This is a genomic window from Micromonospora sonneratiae (assembly GCF_042679305.1).
GTDB classification, from domain to species: domain Bacteria; phylum Actinomycetota; class Actinomycetes; order Mycobacteriales; family Micromonosporaceae; genus Micromonospora_H; species Micromonospora_H sonneratiae.
This window is the reverse complement of the sequence record NZ_JBHTMP010000006.1, coordinates 39,340-56,166: the sequence shown is the minus strand read 5'-3', so window position 1 is coordinate 56,166 and position 16,827 is coordinate 39,340. Positions and strand designations below refer to the sequence as shown.

The window sequence follows — 16,827 nt, the reverse complement described above, 5'->3', positions numbered from 1 at the left end:
GAACTCTCAGCGAGCGCCGAACCGTGGTGTATGCACGGGGCCAAGTGTAAGGTGAACGGCCTGCTGCTCCGTATAGAAGTCGATTGACCGGTATCCGCCCTCGTTACCCAGGCCGGAAGCCTTTACTCCGCCGAACGGGGTACGAAGGTCGCGGACGTTGTGCGAGTTGATCCACACCATGCCGGACTCGATGGAGTGCGCCACCCGGTGCGCCCGGGTCAGGTCGTTCGTCCACACGTAGGCGGCCAGGCCGTACATGACGTCGTTCGCAAGCTCGACCGCCTCCTCCTCGGTGTCGAACGGCGTGATGGCGACGACCGGACCGAAGATCTCCTCCTGGAAGATCCTCGCCGTACGGGGTACGTCGGCGAAGACCGTCGGCCGCAGGAAGTTCCCCTCGGGCAGGTCAGCGGGGCGGGTGCCGCCGGCGACCAGCCGCGCTTCGGCTTTACCTGCCTCGACGTAGCTCATCACCTTGGCGTAGTGCTCCGGGTGGACGAGCGCACCGACCTCGGTGTCCGGGTCGGACGGGTGTCCTACCCGGATCTTCTCCGCCCGCTCGACGTAACGTCCGAGGAACTCCTCGTAGATCTCACGCTGCACCAGGATCCGTGAACCTGCGGTGCACCGTTCACCGTTGAGCGAGAAGACCCCGAACAGCGTCGAGTCGAGCGCCGCGTCCAGGTCCGCGTCGGCGAAGACCACCGCCGGGGACTTGCCGCCCAACTCCATGGATACGCCCTTGAGATGGTCGGCGCAGTTACGGAATATGATCTTTCCGGTCGCGCTCTCCCCCGTGAACGAGATGAGGTTGACGTCCGGATGCTTGACCAGGGCGTCACCCGCTTCCTCCCCGATGCCGCCGACGAGGTTGAAGACCCCCTCCGGCAAGCCTGCCTCCTCGAAGATCTGCGCCCAGAGCGACGCTGACAGTGGAGTGAACTCCGCCGGCTTGAGGATGACGGTGCAGCCGGCGGCGAGGGCCGGGGCAAGCTTCCAGGAGGAGAGCATGAACGGGGTGTTCCAGGGCGTGATGAGCCCGGCGACACCGGCCGGTTTGCGGTTGACGTAGTTGATCTGGCTGCCGGGAACCTTGTAGGCCTCGTCGCGTTGGGCGACGATCAGGTCGGCGAAGAACCGGAAGTTCTCCGCGGCTCGCTGCGCCTGCCCCAGCGCCTGCGAGATCGGGAGGCCGGTGTCGAAGGTCTCCAACTCCGCCAGGCGGCGGTCGGCCGCCTCGACAGCGTCGGCGATCCGGTTGAGCACCCTGGCCCGCGCCCGGGCCTTCATGGTCGGCCAGGGGCCACGGTCGAACGCCGCGCGGGCCGCCCGTACGGCACGGTCGACATCGGCCGCCTGCCCGGCAGCTGCGGTGAGGTAGTTGGTGTTCGTCACGGGCTCGAGCACGTCGAAGGTCTCACCACCGATCGAGTCGACGTGCTTTCCCCCGATGTAGTGCCGGATGTGGGTGGGCAGCCCTTCCGGACGCACGTGGAGGGTGGATGGCTCTCCGGCGGCGCTCATGCGGTCGCACCTTCCTCGATGTGGGCGGGGGTGAGCAGGTCTGCGCTGTTGGCCAGCAGTGCCCGCGCCTGGTCCTTCCCGGCGTCGGTGAGCGGGATGAGGGGTTGACGTACATGTCCGGAGGCGATCAGCCCGCGTTCGGCCAGCAACCACTTGGCCGGCGCCGGGTTGGTTTCGACGAACAGCAGGTCCACCAGCGGGTGCAGGGCGTAGTGCAGCTCACGGGCCCGGTCCAGGTCACCGGCCTCGGCTGCCTCGTACATCTCGGCCACCGCGGCTGGTGCGATGTTGGCCAGCGCGGAGATGAAGCCGATGCCGCCGAGGGACAGCAGCGGCAGGCAGAGCAGTTCGATGCCGGACCACATCAGCAGTTCGGGTCCGCAGGCGTGCATGACCCGGGAGAAGTGTTCGAAGTCCTTCGTGGTCTCCTTGATGCCGACGAAGTTGTCGTACCTGCGGAACAACCGGGCCACCGTTTCCGGGGCGATCTCCACGGAGGTCCGCGACGGGACGTTGTAGGCAACGATCGGCAGGTGCGGGAACTCCTGCGCCACCGTCGCATACCACTGGTAGAGCGCCTCCTGCGTGGGCCGGGCGTAGTACGGGGTGATGACCAGCGCGATGTCCGCACCAGCCTCGTCGGCGGCGGCCGTCAGTTCCAGCGTCTCGTCGATTTTGGTCGAACCGGTGCCGGGCAGGAACGGCACCCGACCACCGATCTCGGCGGCCACGGTACGGATCGCCTCCGCGCGCTCGGCGACGGTCTGCGACGACGGCTCCCCGGTCGATCCACCGAGGGAGATGCCGTGGGAGCCGGCGGCGAGTTGCCAACGCACCAGGTTACGTAGGGACTCGTGGTCGACGGCACCATCTTCCCGGAAGGGCGTGACGATCGGGGCGATCGACCCACGGACCGTGGCCGGGGCGGAGCGGAAACTCATCGGATGTCCTCTCGATCTGTTGGTGCGGAAGTGCTGGTGCCCTCGAGCCCGGGCGACGCTGCCCGCTCGGTGTGGTCCTTCCAGCGGTCGTAGACGGCTCGCCACTCCGGTCCGAGCGGGTAGAGCCCGTCGACCCCGTGACCGGCGGCAACCTGCTCGGCGATGAACCGCTCCTGGCGTTCCTGTTCCTCGGCGGCCTCGAGCACTTCGACGACGAGCGCTGGCGGGATGACCACCACGCCGTCGTCGTCGGCGACGATGACGTCACCGACCTCGACGGTCGCGCCACCGCAGGCGATGCTCACGTCCGTCTCCCACGGCACATGGCGACGCCCCAGCACGGCGGGGTGGGCTCCCGAGGAGTAGACCGGCAGCCCCAGGGCCGCGACGGCGACAGCATCGCGGACGGCACCATCGGTGATGATTCCCGCAGCCCCACGGACCTGGGCGCGTAGCGCCAGGATGTCACCGAGGGTGCCGGCGGTGGCGTCGCCCCGGGCCTCCATGACGAGGACCTCGCCGGGACGGACCGAGTCGATGGCCCGCTTCTGCGCGTTGAAGCCGCCGCCACGCGCCTCGAAGAGGTCCTTCCGGTACGGCAGGTACCGCAGGGTGCGGGCGGTGCCGACGATCCGGCGGCCGGGTGCGAGCGGGCGGACACCGTCGATGCTGACCTCGTCGTAGCCGCGTTTACGCAGCTGTACGGAGAGCGTCGCGACCGCGACCGAGCCGAGTCGGCGGCGGATGTCGTCGGGCAGGGTCGGGGCGGCGGGCGGGTGACCGTAGGCGTCGGCGCGGGTACCGGCGTCCACGCGCGGTGGCGTGCCCCACGGGCCCAGTCCGGGCCCGTCGACGATCTCGGTGACGAGTCGCCCGGAACTCACCGACGGGTCGGACCGGGACGAGACCTCGACCTCGACCCGCTGGCCCGGCTGGGCGACCGACGCCCCGGCGGGTGTCCCGGTGAGGATGACGTCACCGACTTCGAGGGTCAACATCCGGGACAGGTCCGCGACGAGTTGCCCGAAGTCGAAGAGCAGGTCGGCGGTGGTGTCGTCCTGGACGAGTTCACCGTCGAGCCAGGTACGCACGCGCAGGGCGTCGGGCTCCACCCGGGATGCCTGGATGAGCTGCGGACCCAACGGCGTGTATCCGTCGCCACCCTTGGACCGGACGTTGGAACCCTTGTCCGCGTAGCGCAGATCCTGCAGTCCCAGGTCGTTGGCGGCGGTCACCCAACCGATGTACGACCACCCGCTCTCGGGCGTGACGTTACGGGCGGCGGTACCGACGACCAGGGCGATCTCCCCCTCGAACGCCAGAAGTTCGGTCCCCTCGGGCCGGCACACCTGCCCCGATCCACAGAGGGAGGAGCTGGGCTTGAGGAAATAGCTGGCGTACTCGGGCCGCCGTCCACGTTGGGCCGCACGGGAGGGGTAGTTGATGTGTACGGCGATGACCTTGCCCGGACGCGAGCCGCAGAGGGCAGTCACGGCATCGTTGCTCAACTAGGGCTCCCTTGCCAGAAATGCCCGACCGGGCAGTACAGGTTCACGCACGACATGATATACGATTCGAGATAGCATTTGCAAACATGGCGTCGACCGCCCCGGTAGTGAGGCAGCTCTGTGATCGATATCGACGTTCCCCACCTTCTCGCCACCACCCCCACCCGGCTGTTCGTCGGCGGTCGGTGGCGACCCGCCGCCGACGGTGGTGAGACCGCCGTCGTAAGTCCCGCCGACGGGCAGACACTCGTACGCGTCGCCAGCGCCACCCCGGCCGATGGTGTTGCCGCCCTGGACGCGGCCGTCGCGGCTGCGCCCGACTGGGCAGCCACCGCGCCACGTACCCGCAGCGAGGTACTGCGTCGGGCCTACGACCTGCTGACCCAACGAACCGCGCAGTTCGCCACCCTGATCACGCTGGAGATGGGCAAGCCGCTGGCCGAGTCCCGCGCCGAGGTGGCCTACGCGGCGGAGTTCCTGCGCTGGTTCAGCGAGGAGGCGGTACGGATCGCCGGCCGGTACCAGACCGCCCCGAATGGACGCTCCCGCCTCCTGATCACCAGGAGACCGGTGGGACCGTGCCTGTTCATCACCCCGTGGAACTTCCCGTTGGCAATGGCAACCCGCAAGATCGGCCCGGCGCTCGCCGCCGGATGCACGAGCGTGCTCAAACCGGCTGCGCAGACCCCGCTGACCGCACTGGCCTTCGCGGCGCTGCTGGCGGAGGCGGGCCTGCCCGACGGCGTACTCAACGTGATCCCCACCGCTGACGCCAGGGAGGTCACCGGTCCACTCGTCGCCGACCGGCGCCTGCGCAAGCTCTCCTTCACGGGGTCCACCACCGTGGGCCGCGCCCTGCTCCGCCAGGCGGCCGAGAACGTGTTGCGCACCTCGATGGAGCTCGGCGGCAACGCCCCGTTCGTCGTCTTCGACGACGCCGACCTCGACGCGGCGGTTGCCGGGGCCGAACAGGCCAAGCTGCGCAACATGGGCGAGGCCTGCACCGCCGCCAACCGGTTCATCGTGCACGAGTCGGTCGCCACCGCGTTCGCCACCCGGCTGGCCGCGAAGTTCAGCTCTCTGAGCCTCGGCAGTGGACTGGCACAGGACACCCAGGTGGGCCCGCTCGTCGACGGTAACGCCCGAGACTCCGTACACGAACTGGTCGCCGACGCGATCACGCGAGGTGCCGTAGCGGCCACCGGGGGCGAGTTGCCGGACGGGGCGGGTTTCTTCTACCCGCCGACGGTGCTCACCGGTGTGCCGGCGGATGCCCGGCTCCTGCACGAGGAGATCTTCGGGCCGGTGGCCCCCATCGTCACCTTCCGCACCGAGGCGGAGGCGATCGCCCTGGCCAACGACTCCGACTACGGCCTCGCGGGCTACGTATACACCCGCGATCTCGCCCGGGCACTGCGGATGAGTGAACACATCGAGGTCGGCATGCTCGGAATCAACCAAGGCGTCATCTCCGATCCAGCTGCCCCGTTCGGGGGTCTGAAGCAATCCGGGCTCGGCCGGGAGGGCGGCTCTGAGGGCATCGACGAGTACCTGGAAACCGTCTACGTCAACCTTGCTGAGCCGGGCCAGCCATCCTGAGGCGGCGACGCGGCTGGGACAGGTGACGCGGCGCGGCGTATCCAGATCCTCGATCCGGATACGCCGCACCGCAGGCCGGGACCGGGCGGCGCTGCCCGGCCCGGCTCGCCCTATGCGCCCGGCCCGGTGCCGACGCCGCCCACACCGGCGGCCCGATCGTCGCGTCGGTGGACCACCCGACCGGCCTTGACCACCACCAGCACATCGTCCAGCGCCTCGAGGCCCCGGCCCGGATCACCGTCGAGAACGACGAAGTCGGCGGGTGCGCCCGGGCGCACCCGGCCGAGGTCGGTGGGCTGCCGCAGGACCGCCGCCGCATTGCCGGTCGCCGCCGCGATGGCCTGGGCCGGGCTCAAACCGACCTCGGCCAGCGCCTTCATCTCCCGCACGGTCCCGATGCCGTGCCGGACCTGGGTGAAGCCGCCATCACTGCCCACCACCAACGGGACCTCGTGGTCGAGCAGCCTGCTGGCCATCTCCCGCCGTTCGTCCAAGCCACGCAGATCAGCTTCCAACTGTCGACGCTCCACCGTGTCCAGTGGCCGCCGACTGCTGATCCTCCTGGCTTCGGCGATCCTGGACTCTACGGTGTGGAGCGTCGGATTCACCGATGCTCCACTGGCCGCGATGGCGTCCGCCAGATCCGGCCGGAAGCGGTACGTCCCGTCAGGCTCATAGAAGAAGGCGTGCACGAGCAGATCGACACCGGCCCGGACAGCCTGTTCGAGTCCGGCGATGCTGGTGCAGTGCGCCGCCACCGGAAGTCCGAGCGCATGCGCCTCATCCACGGCGGCCCGCAACTCATCCGCCGTGAACGAGGGCTGGAACCAGGACGTACCACGGGTCGCACCGCCGGTGGCCACCAGTTTGATGGCGCTGGCACCGGCCTTGGACCGCTCACGCACCGCCTTACGGATCCCGTCGGCTCCGTCGACCTCGCCGTTCATCAGCCACATGTGTCCACCGGTACGGGTCAGCGGACTTCCGGACGACAGGACGGTCGGCCCGACCAGCGTTCCTTCCTCGATCGCCGTACCGAGGTCCAGCGTCGTCGCGTTCCGTGATCCCAGGTCGAGAACCGTCGTCACCCCGGATCGCAGGTACGCGGCGGCGCCGGCGTAGGAGCGCAACGCGAGCACCCCGTCACTGACATCCTGGATGTCCTCGATGGGGCGGCCGTCCCCGCGCATGTTCAGGTGGACGTGTAGATCCAGGAGACCGGGAATCAGCGTGGCGTCACCGAGGGGGACCACGGAGTCGGCGGGTTCCGTCGAGGCGGGCCGGATGTCGACGATGCGGCCGTCCTCGACGACCACGACGGCGTCGGGCGTGACCGAGCGGCCATCTCCATCGAGGACACGTGCCACCCGGAACCGCATCGTCGCTTCGCTACCAGACATACTGCCCATCTCGCCTTTCCTCGTACCATTGGCTGATCTTTCGCAGCTCGCGGAGGCCTCGATCAGCGCCACTGCGCGCCCTGGCCCGGCAGTTCGCCTCTCGACACCGACAGGTGGACCCCGACGACCCGGTTGACCACCTGGGAGACGGACATCCGTCCAGCTACCGAGCACAGGACGTAGGCGTCCTCGGCTGTCATCCCGAGGGTTGTGAGCCAGTCGGCCATGTCCCCGGTCGCCCGTTGGACCGCTGCCTCCAACGTCGGCCCGAGCCCCACCGTGGTGATCTCGTCGGCTGTCGTCACCCGGGGCATCCGCAGCCACGCCGACCGGGCCAGGCTGACCCGCAGGTGCAGCACGTCGAGGTCACACTCGATGGCGGTTCCGTTCAACTCGCCGTTGCCCTGCGCGGCATGGCCGTCTCCGACGTACAGCAGGCCGCCCTCACGCAGCACCGGAAGCCAGATCGCGGTACCCGCCACCATTTCGGCAATGTCCAGATTGCCCCCGAACGGCCCCGGCTCCACCGAGCCGTGCGGTCCGGGGGCCTGGGGAGCCACCGCGATGAATCCGGGAAACGGTCTCGTCCTGATCGTCAAGGCGCCACTCGTGGCAACCTGTCGATCCGCGTCGATGTCGAAATGTCGGAGGAACCCGGCCGGGAAACGGTCGGCCAGCACTCCCCGTGACACGCCTGCCGGCGTCGCCAGGTTGTATCCGTGCGCGCCCGGTCTCACTCGGATGATCTCCACCCGCAGCGCGTCGCCCACCCGGGCCCCGTCGACCGCGATCGGCCCGGTAAGGGTGTGCGGGCCACCACCGGCGTACTGGCCGCGCAGCGCGAGGATGTCGGCGAGGGTGTGTTCCCGACGTACCCGGCCCGCCCAGAGCCCCAGGGTCCCCGTGACCACCTCGTCGCCGTCGGCGACGGTCAGCACCGGTGCCTGCTCGCCGCTGAACGACCCAACGGTCGCCGTCCGGCCGACTTCGACCGGCAACTGGTGGATCCGCACGTCATGCCCTCCCTGGGCCGGGAGGGAGAGGCGTGGCCGCACTCCCCCTCCCCTGCCCTGTCCGCGCTACTTCAACCGGGGCGTGGCACCCTCGAAGGAGGTGATCGGCTTGCCGACCAGCTGCCACACGCCGTCCTGGAAGATCTGCATCTGCATCGACTCCAGCGGGAACGGATCCGCCGTCGACGTCGCGACCGGGATACCCGCGATGAGCCCCTTGGGCTGGATTCCGGTCAGCTGACGCGCGGCTGCCATCAGCCCGGCCCGCGTCGGTTCCTTCGTCTGCTCCAGGGCGCCGACCATGAACTGGGCGAGGACGAAGCCCTGGACGGACTGGGCGTCGTCGACGACCAGGTTGCTCGGGCCGAAGCGCTTGGCGATGTCCCGGTAGAACTTGACGTCATCGCTGTCGACGAACGCCGGGCTGGTCGGGTCCATGACGTAGCTGGCGGTGTAGGAGCCCGCGGCGGTCTGCGGACCCGCCGGCTCGATGACCCCCTTGACCGAGGCCGCGATGCTGTTCAGGACGGGGGCCGTCCGCCAGCCCAACTCGTGCACCTTGCGCAGGGACTGGATGGCGAACTTCGGAATCGCGAAGACCATGAAGTACTCGGCGCGTGAGGCGGCGAGAGTTGTCACCTGCGAGTCCACCGTAGCGGCCGTGGCCGCGTAGCTCTCCTCCGCGACGACCTTGACGCCGCTGCCTTCGATCGACTTCTTGAACCCTTCGAGCAGTTCCTTACCGAAGTCGTCGTTCTGGTAGAGGACGGCGACCGTCCCGTTCGGCGACTTCTCCTTGATGAACTGCCCGTAGATGCTGGCCTCGGTCGCGTAGGGCACCTGGTAGCCGATGGTCCACGGGTACTTCTCCGAGTCCGTACCGAGGATGCTGGCACCGGAGGCCATGAAGAGCTGAGGCACCTCCTGCCGGTTGAGATAGTCCCGCGCCGCCAGGCTCGTACCGGTGCCCAGCAGCCCGAACACCGTGGCCACCCTGTCCTGCTCGACCAGCCGCTTGACCTGTTCGAGCGTACGGGGAGGCGAGTAGGCGTCGTCGTACCAGACGAACTTGATCTTCCGGGTCTTGCCGTCCGCCATCTTCACGCCACCGAGTTCCTCGTTGACGTAGTTGAAGTACGCCTGCTCGGCGGCACAGGTCGTCTGGAACGATGCCAGGTTGCCCGAGGCGGCACAGGCGCTACCCAGCACGATCTCCGTGTCCGAGAAGCCCGGGCCGGCCGCGTCATCTCCCGTGGTCTCCCCTCGGCCCCCGCAGGCTGCCACGAGGGCGAGCGCGACAACCGACACACCAAATCTCACGAGCAATTTCGACTTGCGAAACATGCACTACCTCCACCAACTGGTCAGGGCTGCCCTGACAATGCTTCGCGCTTCCCATTTTTTGAAAACAGCTTGTTCGAGAGCCGACCCACCAGACCGGCAATCCCACCCGGCGCAACAAGGATCACGAGAATCAGGATCACGCCGAAGATGAGGCCAGCCACCGAGGTATTGATCTCTCCACCCCACAGCGGCACGAACTGAACGAAGAAGGCACCGATGATCGGGCCACTGGCGCTGCCGACTCCGCCGACAACGATTCCGATGAAGAAGGTGAGGCTCAGCATCAACGGAAAGGAGTCCGGCGACGCGAAGCCGACCAGCATCGTCTGGACCCCGCCAGCGAGGCCGGCGAACCCCGCGCTGACCACGAAGGTCAAGGTGCGGAACCGGGAGATGTCCACCCCGAAGGTGGATGCCGCGACCTCGTTCGTCTTGGCGGCCAGCAACGCCCGGCCGACGTTGCTGCGCATGAGGTTCCGCGCGACGACGAATCCGAGGGCGGCGAGCACGAAGGCCACGTAGTAGACCCACTGGTCGGGTGCCAGACCGAACGGCGCGTCGCTTTCCGGTACGACCAACCCCTGGGCTCCGCCGAGCCATTCGAAGCGCTGGAAGAACGGCACGGCACACATCGCCAGCGCCACGGTGACCAGGGCCAGATAGAGACCACGCAGACGTAGGGTGGGCAACCCGATGAGCAGCCCGAGAATCGCAGCGGTGACGAGACTGACGGGCAGCGCCGCCACCAGCGGCCAGGAATAGTGATGTGCCAGCACCGCGCTCGTGTACGCCCCGACCGCGAAGAACGCGCCGTGACCGAGCGAGATGATGCCCGCATATCCCGTAGTCAGGTTGAGCCCGACCAGGGCGAGGGCGAAGATGAGCACACCGGTCAGCTGGTTCACCCGGAACGGGGGCAGTTGAAGGGGTGCCACGACCATTAGCAGTAGTCCGACGACGACGAGTGCGATGCGAATGCGCCGGAACGGGCGCGCCGCGGTCAACGAGTTCACAGCCGTACCCCCTCTGGTTTGCCGAAGAGGCCGGACGGCCGGACGAGCAGAACGCCCATGATGATCACCAAAGCGACGAAGATCCGCATGTCGCCGGTCACGAATGGGATGTAGGTACTGGCCAGGTTCTCTACGACCCCGACCAGCAGACCTCCGATTACGGCGCCGGCTATGCTGCTGAACCCACCGAGCGTCGCCGCCGCAAAGGCATAGATGATAGTCGTCAGCATCATGTCCGGACTCAAGGTCAGTCTCGGCGCCACGGTCACACCCGCCAGCGCTCCGATCGCTGCGGCAATGCCCCAACCCAACAGGAACATCTGCGTCACTCGAATTCCGACCAGGCGGCTCTCCTGCGTCGCGGCAGCCGCCGCCCGCATTCCGAGGCCGAGTTTGGTGTGCTCGAAGACCAGATAGAGCAGGCCCAGCGTGGCAGCCAGCAGCACCACGACACTCAGTGCGTCCAGGCCGACGACGAGTCCACCGAACCGGAACGGCTCGCCCTGGATGAATCCGGGGAAACTCTTACCGAGCCCGGTCCAGATGTACTGGGCCAACCCGTTCAGACAGAGGAAGAGACCGATCGTGACACCCACGACCGCGAGATGCGCCGATGCCGGCACCGGCTTGATGAGTACGCCATAGACCGCGCCGCCGATGAGGAACGACGCGATGACGGTCAGGAGCACGGCGAGATAGAACGGCACACCCCACGCCGTCAGCTGCCAGGCCAGGTACGCCGAGAACATGGCCATCTCGCCTTGGGCGAAGTTCACCACACCGGTGGACCGGAAACTGAACACCAGAGCCAGGGCGAGGAAGGCGTACATGCCGCCGACCGTCAGCCCTCCGATCAGCTGCTGGAGGAATAGTGTCACCTCAACCTCCGAGGTAGGCGCGACGTATTTCGTCGTTCGCCTGAAGTTCTGCGGCTGGCTGGCTCACTGAGATCTTTCCGGCCTCAAGCACGTAGCCTCGAGCTGCGATGGACAACGACAGATGTGCGTTCTGCTCGACGATGAGCATGGCGATACCCATCGATTTGTTGATTTCGCTCAGCCGACTGAACAGGTCGCGCACGATGACCGGGGCCAGCCCCTGCGACGGCTCGTCCAGGATGAGCAGCTGGGGTCGCAGCATCATGGCCCGGGCGATCGCCAACATCTGCTGCTCACCGCCACTCAGGGTGCCGGCGCGCTGCTTGGCCCGCTGGCCGAGGATCGGGAAGAACTCCTGCCAGTAGGCGACGTCCTGAGCAACAGCGGCCCGGTCACGGCGGGTGTAGGCACCCAGCATGAGGTTCTCGTGCACGGTGAATCCCGGAAAGGTGCCCCGCCCCTCCGGCACGTGCGCCAGGCGTTCGGAAACGGCGCGTGCGGCATCCCCGGCGGGTAGCTTCTCCCCGTTGATGGCGACGTCGCCCCGGCGGTCGATGAGTCCGGACAGCGCCCGTAGTGTCGTCGTCTTCCCGGCTCCGTTGGCACCCAACATCACCGCGATCTCGCCGGCACCGACCGTGAAACTGATGCCGTGCAGCACCTCGGACCGGCCGTATCCGGCACGTAGGTCCTTTACTTCGAGCAGCGTCATTCGGCGCTCCCTAGATATGCCGCGATGACCGCCGGATCGTTCTGCACCGCCGCCGGCGGCCCGTACGCGAGTCGCTGTCCGGACGCCAGTACGGCTACGTGGTCGGCCAGGCTCATCACCAGTTCCATGTGGTGCTCGACGAGCACGACGGTGAGGTCGTAGCGCTCGCGCAGCGTACGGATCACTTCACCGAGCTCCCGCACCTCGGAATGCACCAGCCCACTGGCCGGCTCGTCCAGGAGCAGCAGCTTCGGTTCCGACATCAGCGCCCGCGCCAACTCCACACGTTTGGCCGTTCCGAGGGTCAGGTCCTCGGGCGACGCCGCCGCGAACCGCTCCAGGCCGAGTGACCCGAGGATCTCGGCGGCCTGCTGCCGCAGGTCCCGCTCCTGTCGGCGGAAGCGCGGCAGCCGCAGGGCGGCGGCAGCGACACCGGCCCGGTCCCGGTGGTGGGCGCCCAGCATGACGTTCTCGATGACGTCCAGTTCCGGAAAGAGCGCGACGTTCTGGAACGTCCGGGCGACGCGATGCTTGATGATCTGGCGTCGGGGCAGGGCGGTGAGTTCCACGCCGTCCCACCTGATCTGCCCGGAGTCGGGCTGGTACACCCCTGTCACGCAGTTGAACAGCGTCGTCTTCCCGGCACCGTTCGGACCGATGAGACCGCAGATGGTGCCGGCCTCGACGGTCAGGGAGACCTCACGTAGTGCCCGGATCCCGCCGAACGAGATGGAGACCGACGACAACTCGAGCCGCTGCGTCCCCGTACCCGGTCGGTCCGTCTGGCGCGCCGCGGTAGCGGCGCTGTGCTCCGCCGCCATCACACGATCGCCAACGGCCGTACGGGGGAACCGGTGGCCCCGCGTAGTGGCAGGGGAACGGCCACGAACAGGAACTCACGGAGCCCCTGCTCGGCAATCTGGTCGAGGGCCAGATTCTCGAACATGTGAATTGCCGAATCGACGAGGAGGATGGCGTGCACCGAGTCGCCGGTGAACGGGATCACCTCGACCACGGGGGTGTCTGCACCGACCGCTCTGACGCCGATGTCGGCAAGCCACCGGGCCGCTCCGGCGTCGATTCCGGGCCAGCCACGACCTTCGCCCTGATACTCGCGGTCGGGGCCGACGCTGCCGTTGTAGCGTTCGCTGTCCGTCCAGTACCGCTGCCACCCGGTACGGATCAGCACGACGTCGTTCTCCCGGATCTCCGTCTGCGCAGCATCCGCGACCCGCTCGAGCTCGTCGCGGGAGATCGCCTCACCGCCGGCCAACGAATCGACCGACCGATAGCCGGCGACGTCGAGCAGAATTCCCCGGCAGAAGAACGGTGGGATCTCCGCCGCGTCGAGTTGGTTCAGCCCGTTTGGGGTCTCGGCGTCCTCCGCCCTGACCCCACCGTGCAGCAGCCCGGACCGGGAGAAGTGTCCCAGCGCGTCGACATGTGTGGCGGTGTGCGCGGACATCACCATCACCTCGTTGCTGAATCGGGTGTCGCCGGGGCGTTCCTCGGCGAAGGAGTCAGCATGCCGCCGGTTGAGGGTTACGCTGAATGGAACATGGTGCGGAAACACCGGAATGCCGACGGCAATCTGGTGGGACAGGTCAAAGACACGATCCTGGTTGACCAGTTTCGCGGTCAGGGCGGAGATCGTCGAATCACTCACGGCCTACTGAACTCCTCTGTCCGAGCCGTTGAGCGACTCCACCAAAGCGTTGACGGCCCGCGTCGCGTCCGCGCCGGCCGCGTTGCCGTAGATGATCCTGGCGAGTTGGCCGCCCAGGTACGGGTGGAAGCCCAGGTCGTACAGCCGCCTGAAGTCCCGTTGCTGGATCGCGCTGCGCTCCTCTGCGGTGAGCGGATAGCGGTCCAGCACAGATTCCTCGTCCTCCGCGAACTGGGCGCGTAGGGACGCGTCCCATTTCAGATCCATGACAAGGTCATGCGATACGAGGCTACGATCAAACGATTCAAGCGCCATCAGGCCACCGCCTCGGCTCGATCCGAAACCTTCCACAGCACACCGCCGACACCGCTCTTCCAGTTCGTGTAGGCGGTGTATCCCAGGTTTTCGCAGGGGACCTGCCCAACCGCTCCCAGGACCAGCAACCAGGAGAGAAGCTCAGTGGTCCCGCCAATGCCGGCGGCCTCCATACGCTCCATGGTCACCTCTTTGAGAATCCGCTCGTGGTCCTGTGCCACAAGGAGATCCAGGAACCATCGATCAAATTCTTCATCGATGTAGTAATAGCGTTTTCCGCCCGGCTCATGGCTCAGTCCGCCGGTTCCCATGATCGCCACCCGATAGTCGTCGGGCAGGTCCTCACGGATGATCTCGGCCAACGCCACGCCTATCCGATACACCTCTTCGGGGCCTGGCATGGGCGGCACGGTGACGTTCTGCATGACGGGTACGAGGGTCGTGCCGAGTTGGTCGAGGTCGGTCCAGACCGCGGGAATCGAGATGTTGTCATCGAACCGGAGATTCTCGCGCTGGGCGAACATCCTGATTCCGCGCCTGCCCATCCCGTTCAACAGCGCCTGGGCCACCTGCGGGTTTCCCGCGACGGTGTAGTCCCGGCAGCCGAGCCACGGCTTGAACCACTCGTCCGGCCCGACGTGCTCGTCGGCCATACCGATCAGGAAGTCGGGATAGGCTCGCGGCCGGCTGTTGGCCAGATGGTCGTTCGCGAAGATGATGACCGCGTCCGGCCGAGACTCTTCAAGGTCCTGTTTGATCCGCTTGAAGCAGGTCCTCACGACCTCCTTTGACTCCTCCGGGGCGCCATCGAACAATCCGATGAGGCCAGGGGCATGGCTAACGGCGGAAGCCGAAACGATTTGTCCCATGAAGCGGACCTCCACTCGCCTTGGACATAGCTCGTTTGCGGGTCAGCTGGCCTCTCAGAATGCGATCCCCAAGTTGATCAGCAGTCCGCATACACCGGAAGATACACCAGATCGTATATGACTTGCTGTGTCTTGGGTCACATTCTCAACCCTGCCTCCGGATGGTTACGCCGTTGACCTCGGCAGACGCCAACCACGAGTCGGGCTGGCGGCAAGCTCGGGCATTCGACCTCGCCGACGAGTTACCGGCACGCCCCGGCCAGTTACATCGAACATCGAATACGCCTGCCACTGGCCCGTCCGGTCAGAGCCGGAACCGCCAACCTGCACAGCTCCGCCCTTCCCACGGTTCGCGGTCAGGACGGACCCCGGTCGGCCGAAGTCGCCCCCCACACAGCCGACGGATCGCTACCGGGAATTCGACGCCGGACGGTTTCGGCGGTCATGCTCCCGGCGCTGTGCGCCGTCTCCACCAAGCCATGGCGCGACCCGTGGCGCTGCCATGGCCAGTGCGATGGCCAGCATCGAGATGACTGCCTGTCCGATCCGTCCGGGAGTGACTCCCCCGGCGTCATCCAGCAGATAGTTGGCATATGCGTTCGCAGCGGCGTCGGTCGTGAGAACGACACAGCCCAGCACCAGCCCTTCGACCCGACGCAGGACCAGCAGCAGCGCCGCAGCCGGGTCCAGCACCGTCAGGGACACGAAGTAGAGGGCCAGCCAGTTGGGGGTCGATGGGGGTAGATCCGCCCTGCCACCGAACACGTCGACCAGGTGGACGACCGCGCCATAAACGAACACGCAGACGGCAGCCGCAACGACGATACGCACACCGCGCGGCACACCGGCCCATCTCCTGGTCCACATGCTGCCAGTGTGTCCCAGCCGGCTGCCCGTACCGCCTTCCCCTCAGGCCGGCCGCCCCGCCCGGCACCGTATGCCTCCCGCCGCCGGTCCACCGGCCACCCGAAACGGCAACCGGGCGGAGGTCAGTCCGGGTCGACCATCAGGCCCTGTTCGCGGAGCTGCTGGAAATGCCGTTCCGGCGGCGGCTCCGGATCCCAGTCGGAGGGGCGCGGTCCCTCGGGGCCGTCCGGGCCGACCCGGACGAAGCACTCGACCCGGGTCACCCGGCACCGGACCCCGTTCAGCTCGAACTCGTCGCCGCGTGGAGCCTCGTACTGCTCCAGGGCACGGGCATATGCCTCCCTGATCTCGTCCAACGACGCGTCCTCGTCCGGGATGATGTCGCTGAACCGGAAAGCCGCCGCATCACGGGCAGCCTGCGGTGTCGGGTACGTCGACAGGGACCGGGGGCGCCAACTCCCACCATCACACTCGGCGACGGTAAAACCCACCGGGAGCAACACCACGTTCGGGTGGGTGTCCACCGCCTGCTGGGAGTCGCCCCGAACATCGTCGGGCACCGCTCCCGCCTTGTAGAACGCGGACACCATCTCCATCCGTAGAAGGGCGTCGGACAGCCCACTGTTCGCGGTGGGGTCGATGACGAACCCCTCCATCTGAGACTGCGCCTGGCCGCTCTGGCGATCGACGGCGACATCGGGGTCGGTGGGTCTGGGCGGCTCAGGACCGTCAGCCCCCATACGGATGAGGGGCTGGGCACGAATGATCCGGTAACGGCGATCGTTGACCGTGAGGTCGTTGACCACTTCCCAGTCGAGCAACTGGAACGCTGCCGCATATCCCTTACGCTCGGCCGCGTTCTCGGGACTGTCCGGCGTTTCGCTACGCAGCCGCCGGAAATGGGAACCGAGTCCGTCCCGGGCAGCCTGCGGCCAGTCGGCCAGCAGGCTCATGATCCGCCATCGGCCGTCGACCTCCTCGGCCGTACCGAAGAGCGGTGCGCCCCACAGGAGTTTCGGGTAGGCACGCGAACGACGACGCGCATCGTCCTCGGTAACCGCCGAGACCGGGTCATCCCGATGCTCGACGTTGATCAGCAGATGGTCAGGGACCGGATGACCGTCGTAGTTCACGCAGGCAGTCTGCCCCGCTAGGTCGATCAACAGTCGGCACCACCC

General features: G+C 67.3%; 16 protein-coding genes. 1 reads left to right on the top strand and 15 read right to left on the bottom strand.

What is annotated here, in order from left to right:
• Positions 1–6: 6 nt before the first annotated feature.
• The 3 genes from hpaE to ACFQ4H_RS05785 are packed head-to-tail and all read right to left on the bottom strand — an operon-like array spanning position 7 to position 3,973.
• A complete protein-coding gene (hpaE, locus tag ACFQ4H_RS05795; protein WP_377567756.1) occupies positions 7–1,524 on the bottom strand; it encodes a 5-carboxymethyl-2-hydroxymuconate semialdehyde dehydrogenase in 1,518 nt (505 codons plus the stop codon).
• Entirely contained in the window at positions 1,521–2,465 is a 945-nt protein-coding gene (dapA, locus tag ACFQ4H_RS05790) for a 4-hydroxy-tetrahydrodipicolinate synthase (RefSeq protein ID WP_377567754.1), read from the bottom strand. The genes hpaE and dapA overlap by 4 nt, the downstream gene beginning before the upstream one ends.
• On the bottom strand, positions 2,462–3,973 hold the full coding sequence (locus tag ACFQ4H_RS05785) for a fumarylacetoacetate hydrolase family protein (RefSeq protein ID WP_377567752.1): 1,512 nt from the start codon (positions 3,971–3,973) through the stop codon (positions 2,462–2,464). Before ACFQ4H_RS05785 ends, dapA begins: the two co-directional genes overlap by 4 nt.
• Positions 3,974–4,093: 120 nt before the next feature.
• On the opposite strand from ACFQ4H_RS05785, the gene ACFQ4H_RS05780 reads away from it, so the two are divergent.
• A complete protein-coding gene (locus ACFQ4H_RS05780) occupies positions 4,094–5,572 on the top strand; it encodes an NAD-dependent succinate-semialdehyde dehydrogenase (RefSeq protein ID WP_377567750.1) in 1,479 nt (492 codons plus the stop codon).
• 110 nt (positions 5,573–5,682) lie between these two features.
• Here the strand turns inward: ACFQ4H_RS05780 and ACFQ4H_RS05775 are convergent, their stop codons facing one another.
• The 12 genes from ACFQ4H_RS05775 to ACFQ4H_RS05720 all read right to left on the bottom strand — a co-directional run bounded on the left by ACFQ4H_RS05775 (position 5,683) and on the right by ACFQ4H_RS05720 (position 16,782).
• Positions 5,683–6,981: an amidohydrolase family protein gene (locus ACFQ4H_RS05775; RefSeq protein ID WP_377567748.1), complete on the bottom strand. Its 1,299-nt coding sequence runs from the start codon at positions 6,979–6,981 to the stop codon at positions 5,683–5,685.
• A gap of 53 nt (positions 6,982–7,034) precedes the next feature.
• Positions 7,035–7,985, bottom strand: a complete 951-nt coding sequence (locus ACFQ4H_RS05770; protein WP_377567746.1) for an acetamidase/formamidase family protein — start codon at positions 7,983–7,985, stop codon at positions 7,035–7,037.
• A gap of 66 nt (positions 7,986–8,051) precedes the next feature.
• On the bottom strand, positions 8,052–9,293 hold the full coding sequence (locus ACFQ4H_RS05765; RefSeq protein ID WP_377567744.1) for an ABC transporter substrate-binding protein: 1,242 nt from the start codon (positions 9,291–9,293) through the stop codon (positions 8,052–8,054).
• A 56-nt stretch (positions 9,294–9,349) separates the two neighbouring features.
• A complete protein-coding gene (locus ACFQ4H_RS05760) occupies positions 9,350–10,342 on the bottom strand; it encodes a branched-chain amino acid ABC transporter permease (RefSeq protein WP_377567742.1) in 993 nt (330 codons plus the stop codon).
• The gene (locus ACFQ4H_RS05755) at positions 10,339–11,220 is read right to left on the bottom strand and encodes a branched-chain amino acid ABC transporter permease (protein WP_377567740.1); all 882 of its coding nucleotides are present in this window, start codon (positions 11,218–11,220) and stop codon (positions 10,339–10,341) included. Before ACFQ4H_RS05755 ends, ACFQ4H_RS05760 begins: the two co-directional genes overlap by 4 nt.
• Position 11,221: 1 nt before the next feature.
• Positions 11,222–11,932 (bottom strand): ABC transporter ATP-binding protein, encoded by a 711-nt coding sequence (locus ACFQ4H_RS05750; RefSeq protein WP_377567738.1) that lies wholly within the window; start codon positions 11,930–11,932, stop codon positions 11,222–11,224.
• Positions 11,929–12,753, bottom strand: a complete 825-nt coding sequence (locus ACFQ4H_RS05745; protein ID WP_377567736.1) for an ABC transporter ATP-binding protein — start codon at positions 12,751–12,753, stop codon at positions 11,929–11,931. Before ACFQ4H_RS05745 ends, ACFQ4H_RS05750 begins: the two co-directional genes overlap by 4 nt.
• On the bottom strand, positions 12,753–13,598 hold the full coding sequence (locus ACFQ4H_RS05740) for a cyclase family protein (protein ID WP_377567734.1): 846 nt from the start codon (positions 13,596–13,598) through the stop codon (positions 12,753–12,755). Before ACFQ4H_RS05740 ends, ACFQ4H_RS05745 begins: the two co-directional genes overlap by 1 nt.
• Before the next feature lie 3 nt (positions 13,599–13,601).
• Positions 13,602–13,865, bottom strand: coding sequence for a hypothetical protein (locus ACFQ4H_RS05735; protein ID WP_377567732.1), 264 nt, complete (start codon positions 13,863–13,865; stop codon positions 13,602–13,604).
• Positions 13,866–13,912: 47 nt separating this feature from the next.
• Positions 13,913–14,782: a DODA-type extradiol aromatic ring-opening family dioxygenase gene (locus ACFQ4H_RS05730; RefSeq protein ID WP_377567730.1), complete on the bottom strand. Its 870-nt coding sequence runs from the start codon at positions 14,780–14,782 to the stop codon at positions 13,913–13,915.
• A 408-nt stretch (positions 14,783–15,190) separates the two neighbouring features.
• Positions 15,191–15,649, bottom strand: a complete 459-nt coding sequence (locus tag ACFQ4H_RS05725) for a hypothetical protein (protein ID WP_377567728.1) — start codon at positions 15,647–15,649, stop codon at positions 15,191–15,193.
• A gap of 122 nt (positions 15,650–15,771) precedes the next feature.
• A complete protein-coding gene (locus ACFQ4H_RS05720) occupies positions 15,772–16,782 on the bottom strand; it encodes a DUF5954 family protein (RefSeq protein ID WP_377567726.1) in 1,011 nt (336 codons plus the stop codon).
• Positions 16,783–16,827 lie beyond the last annotated feature (45 nt).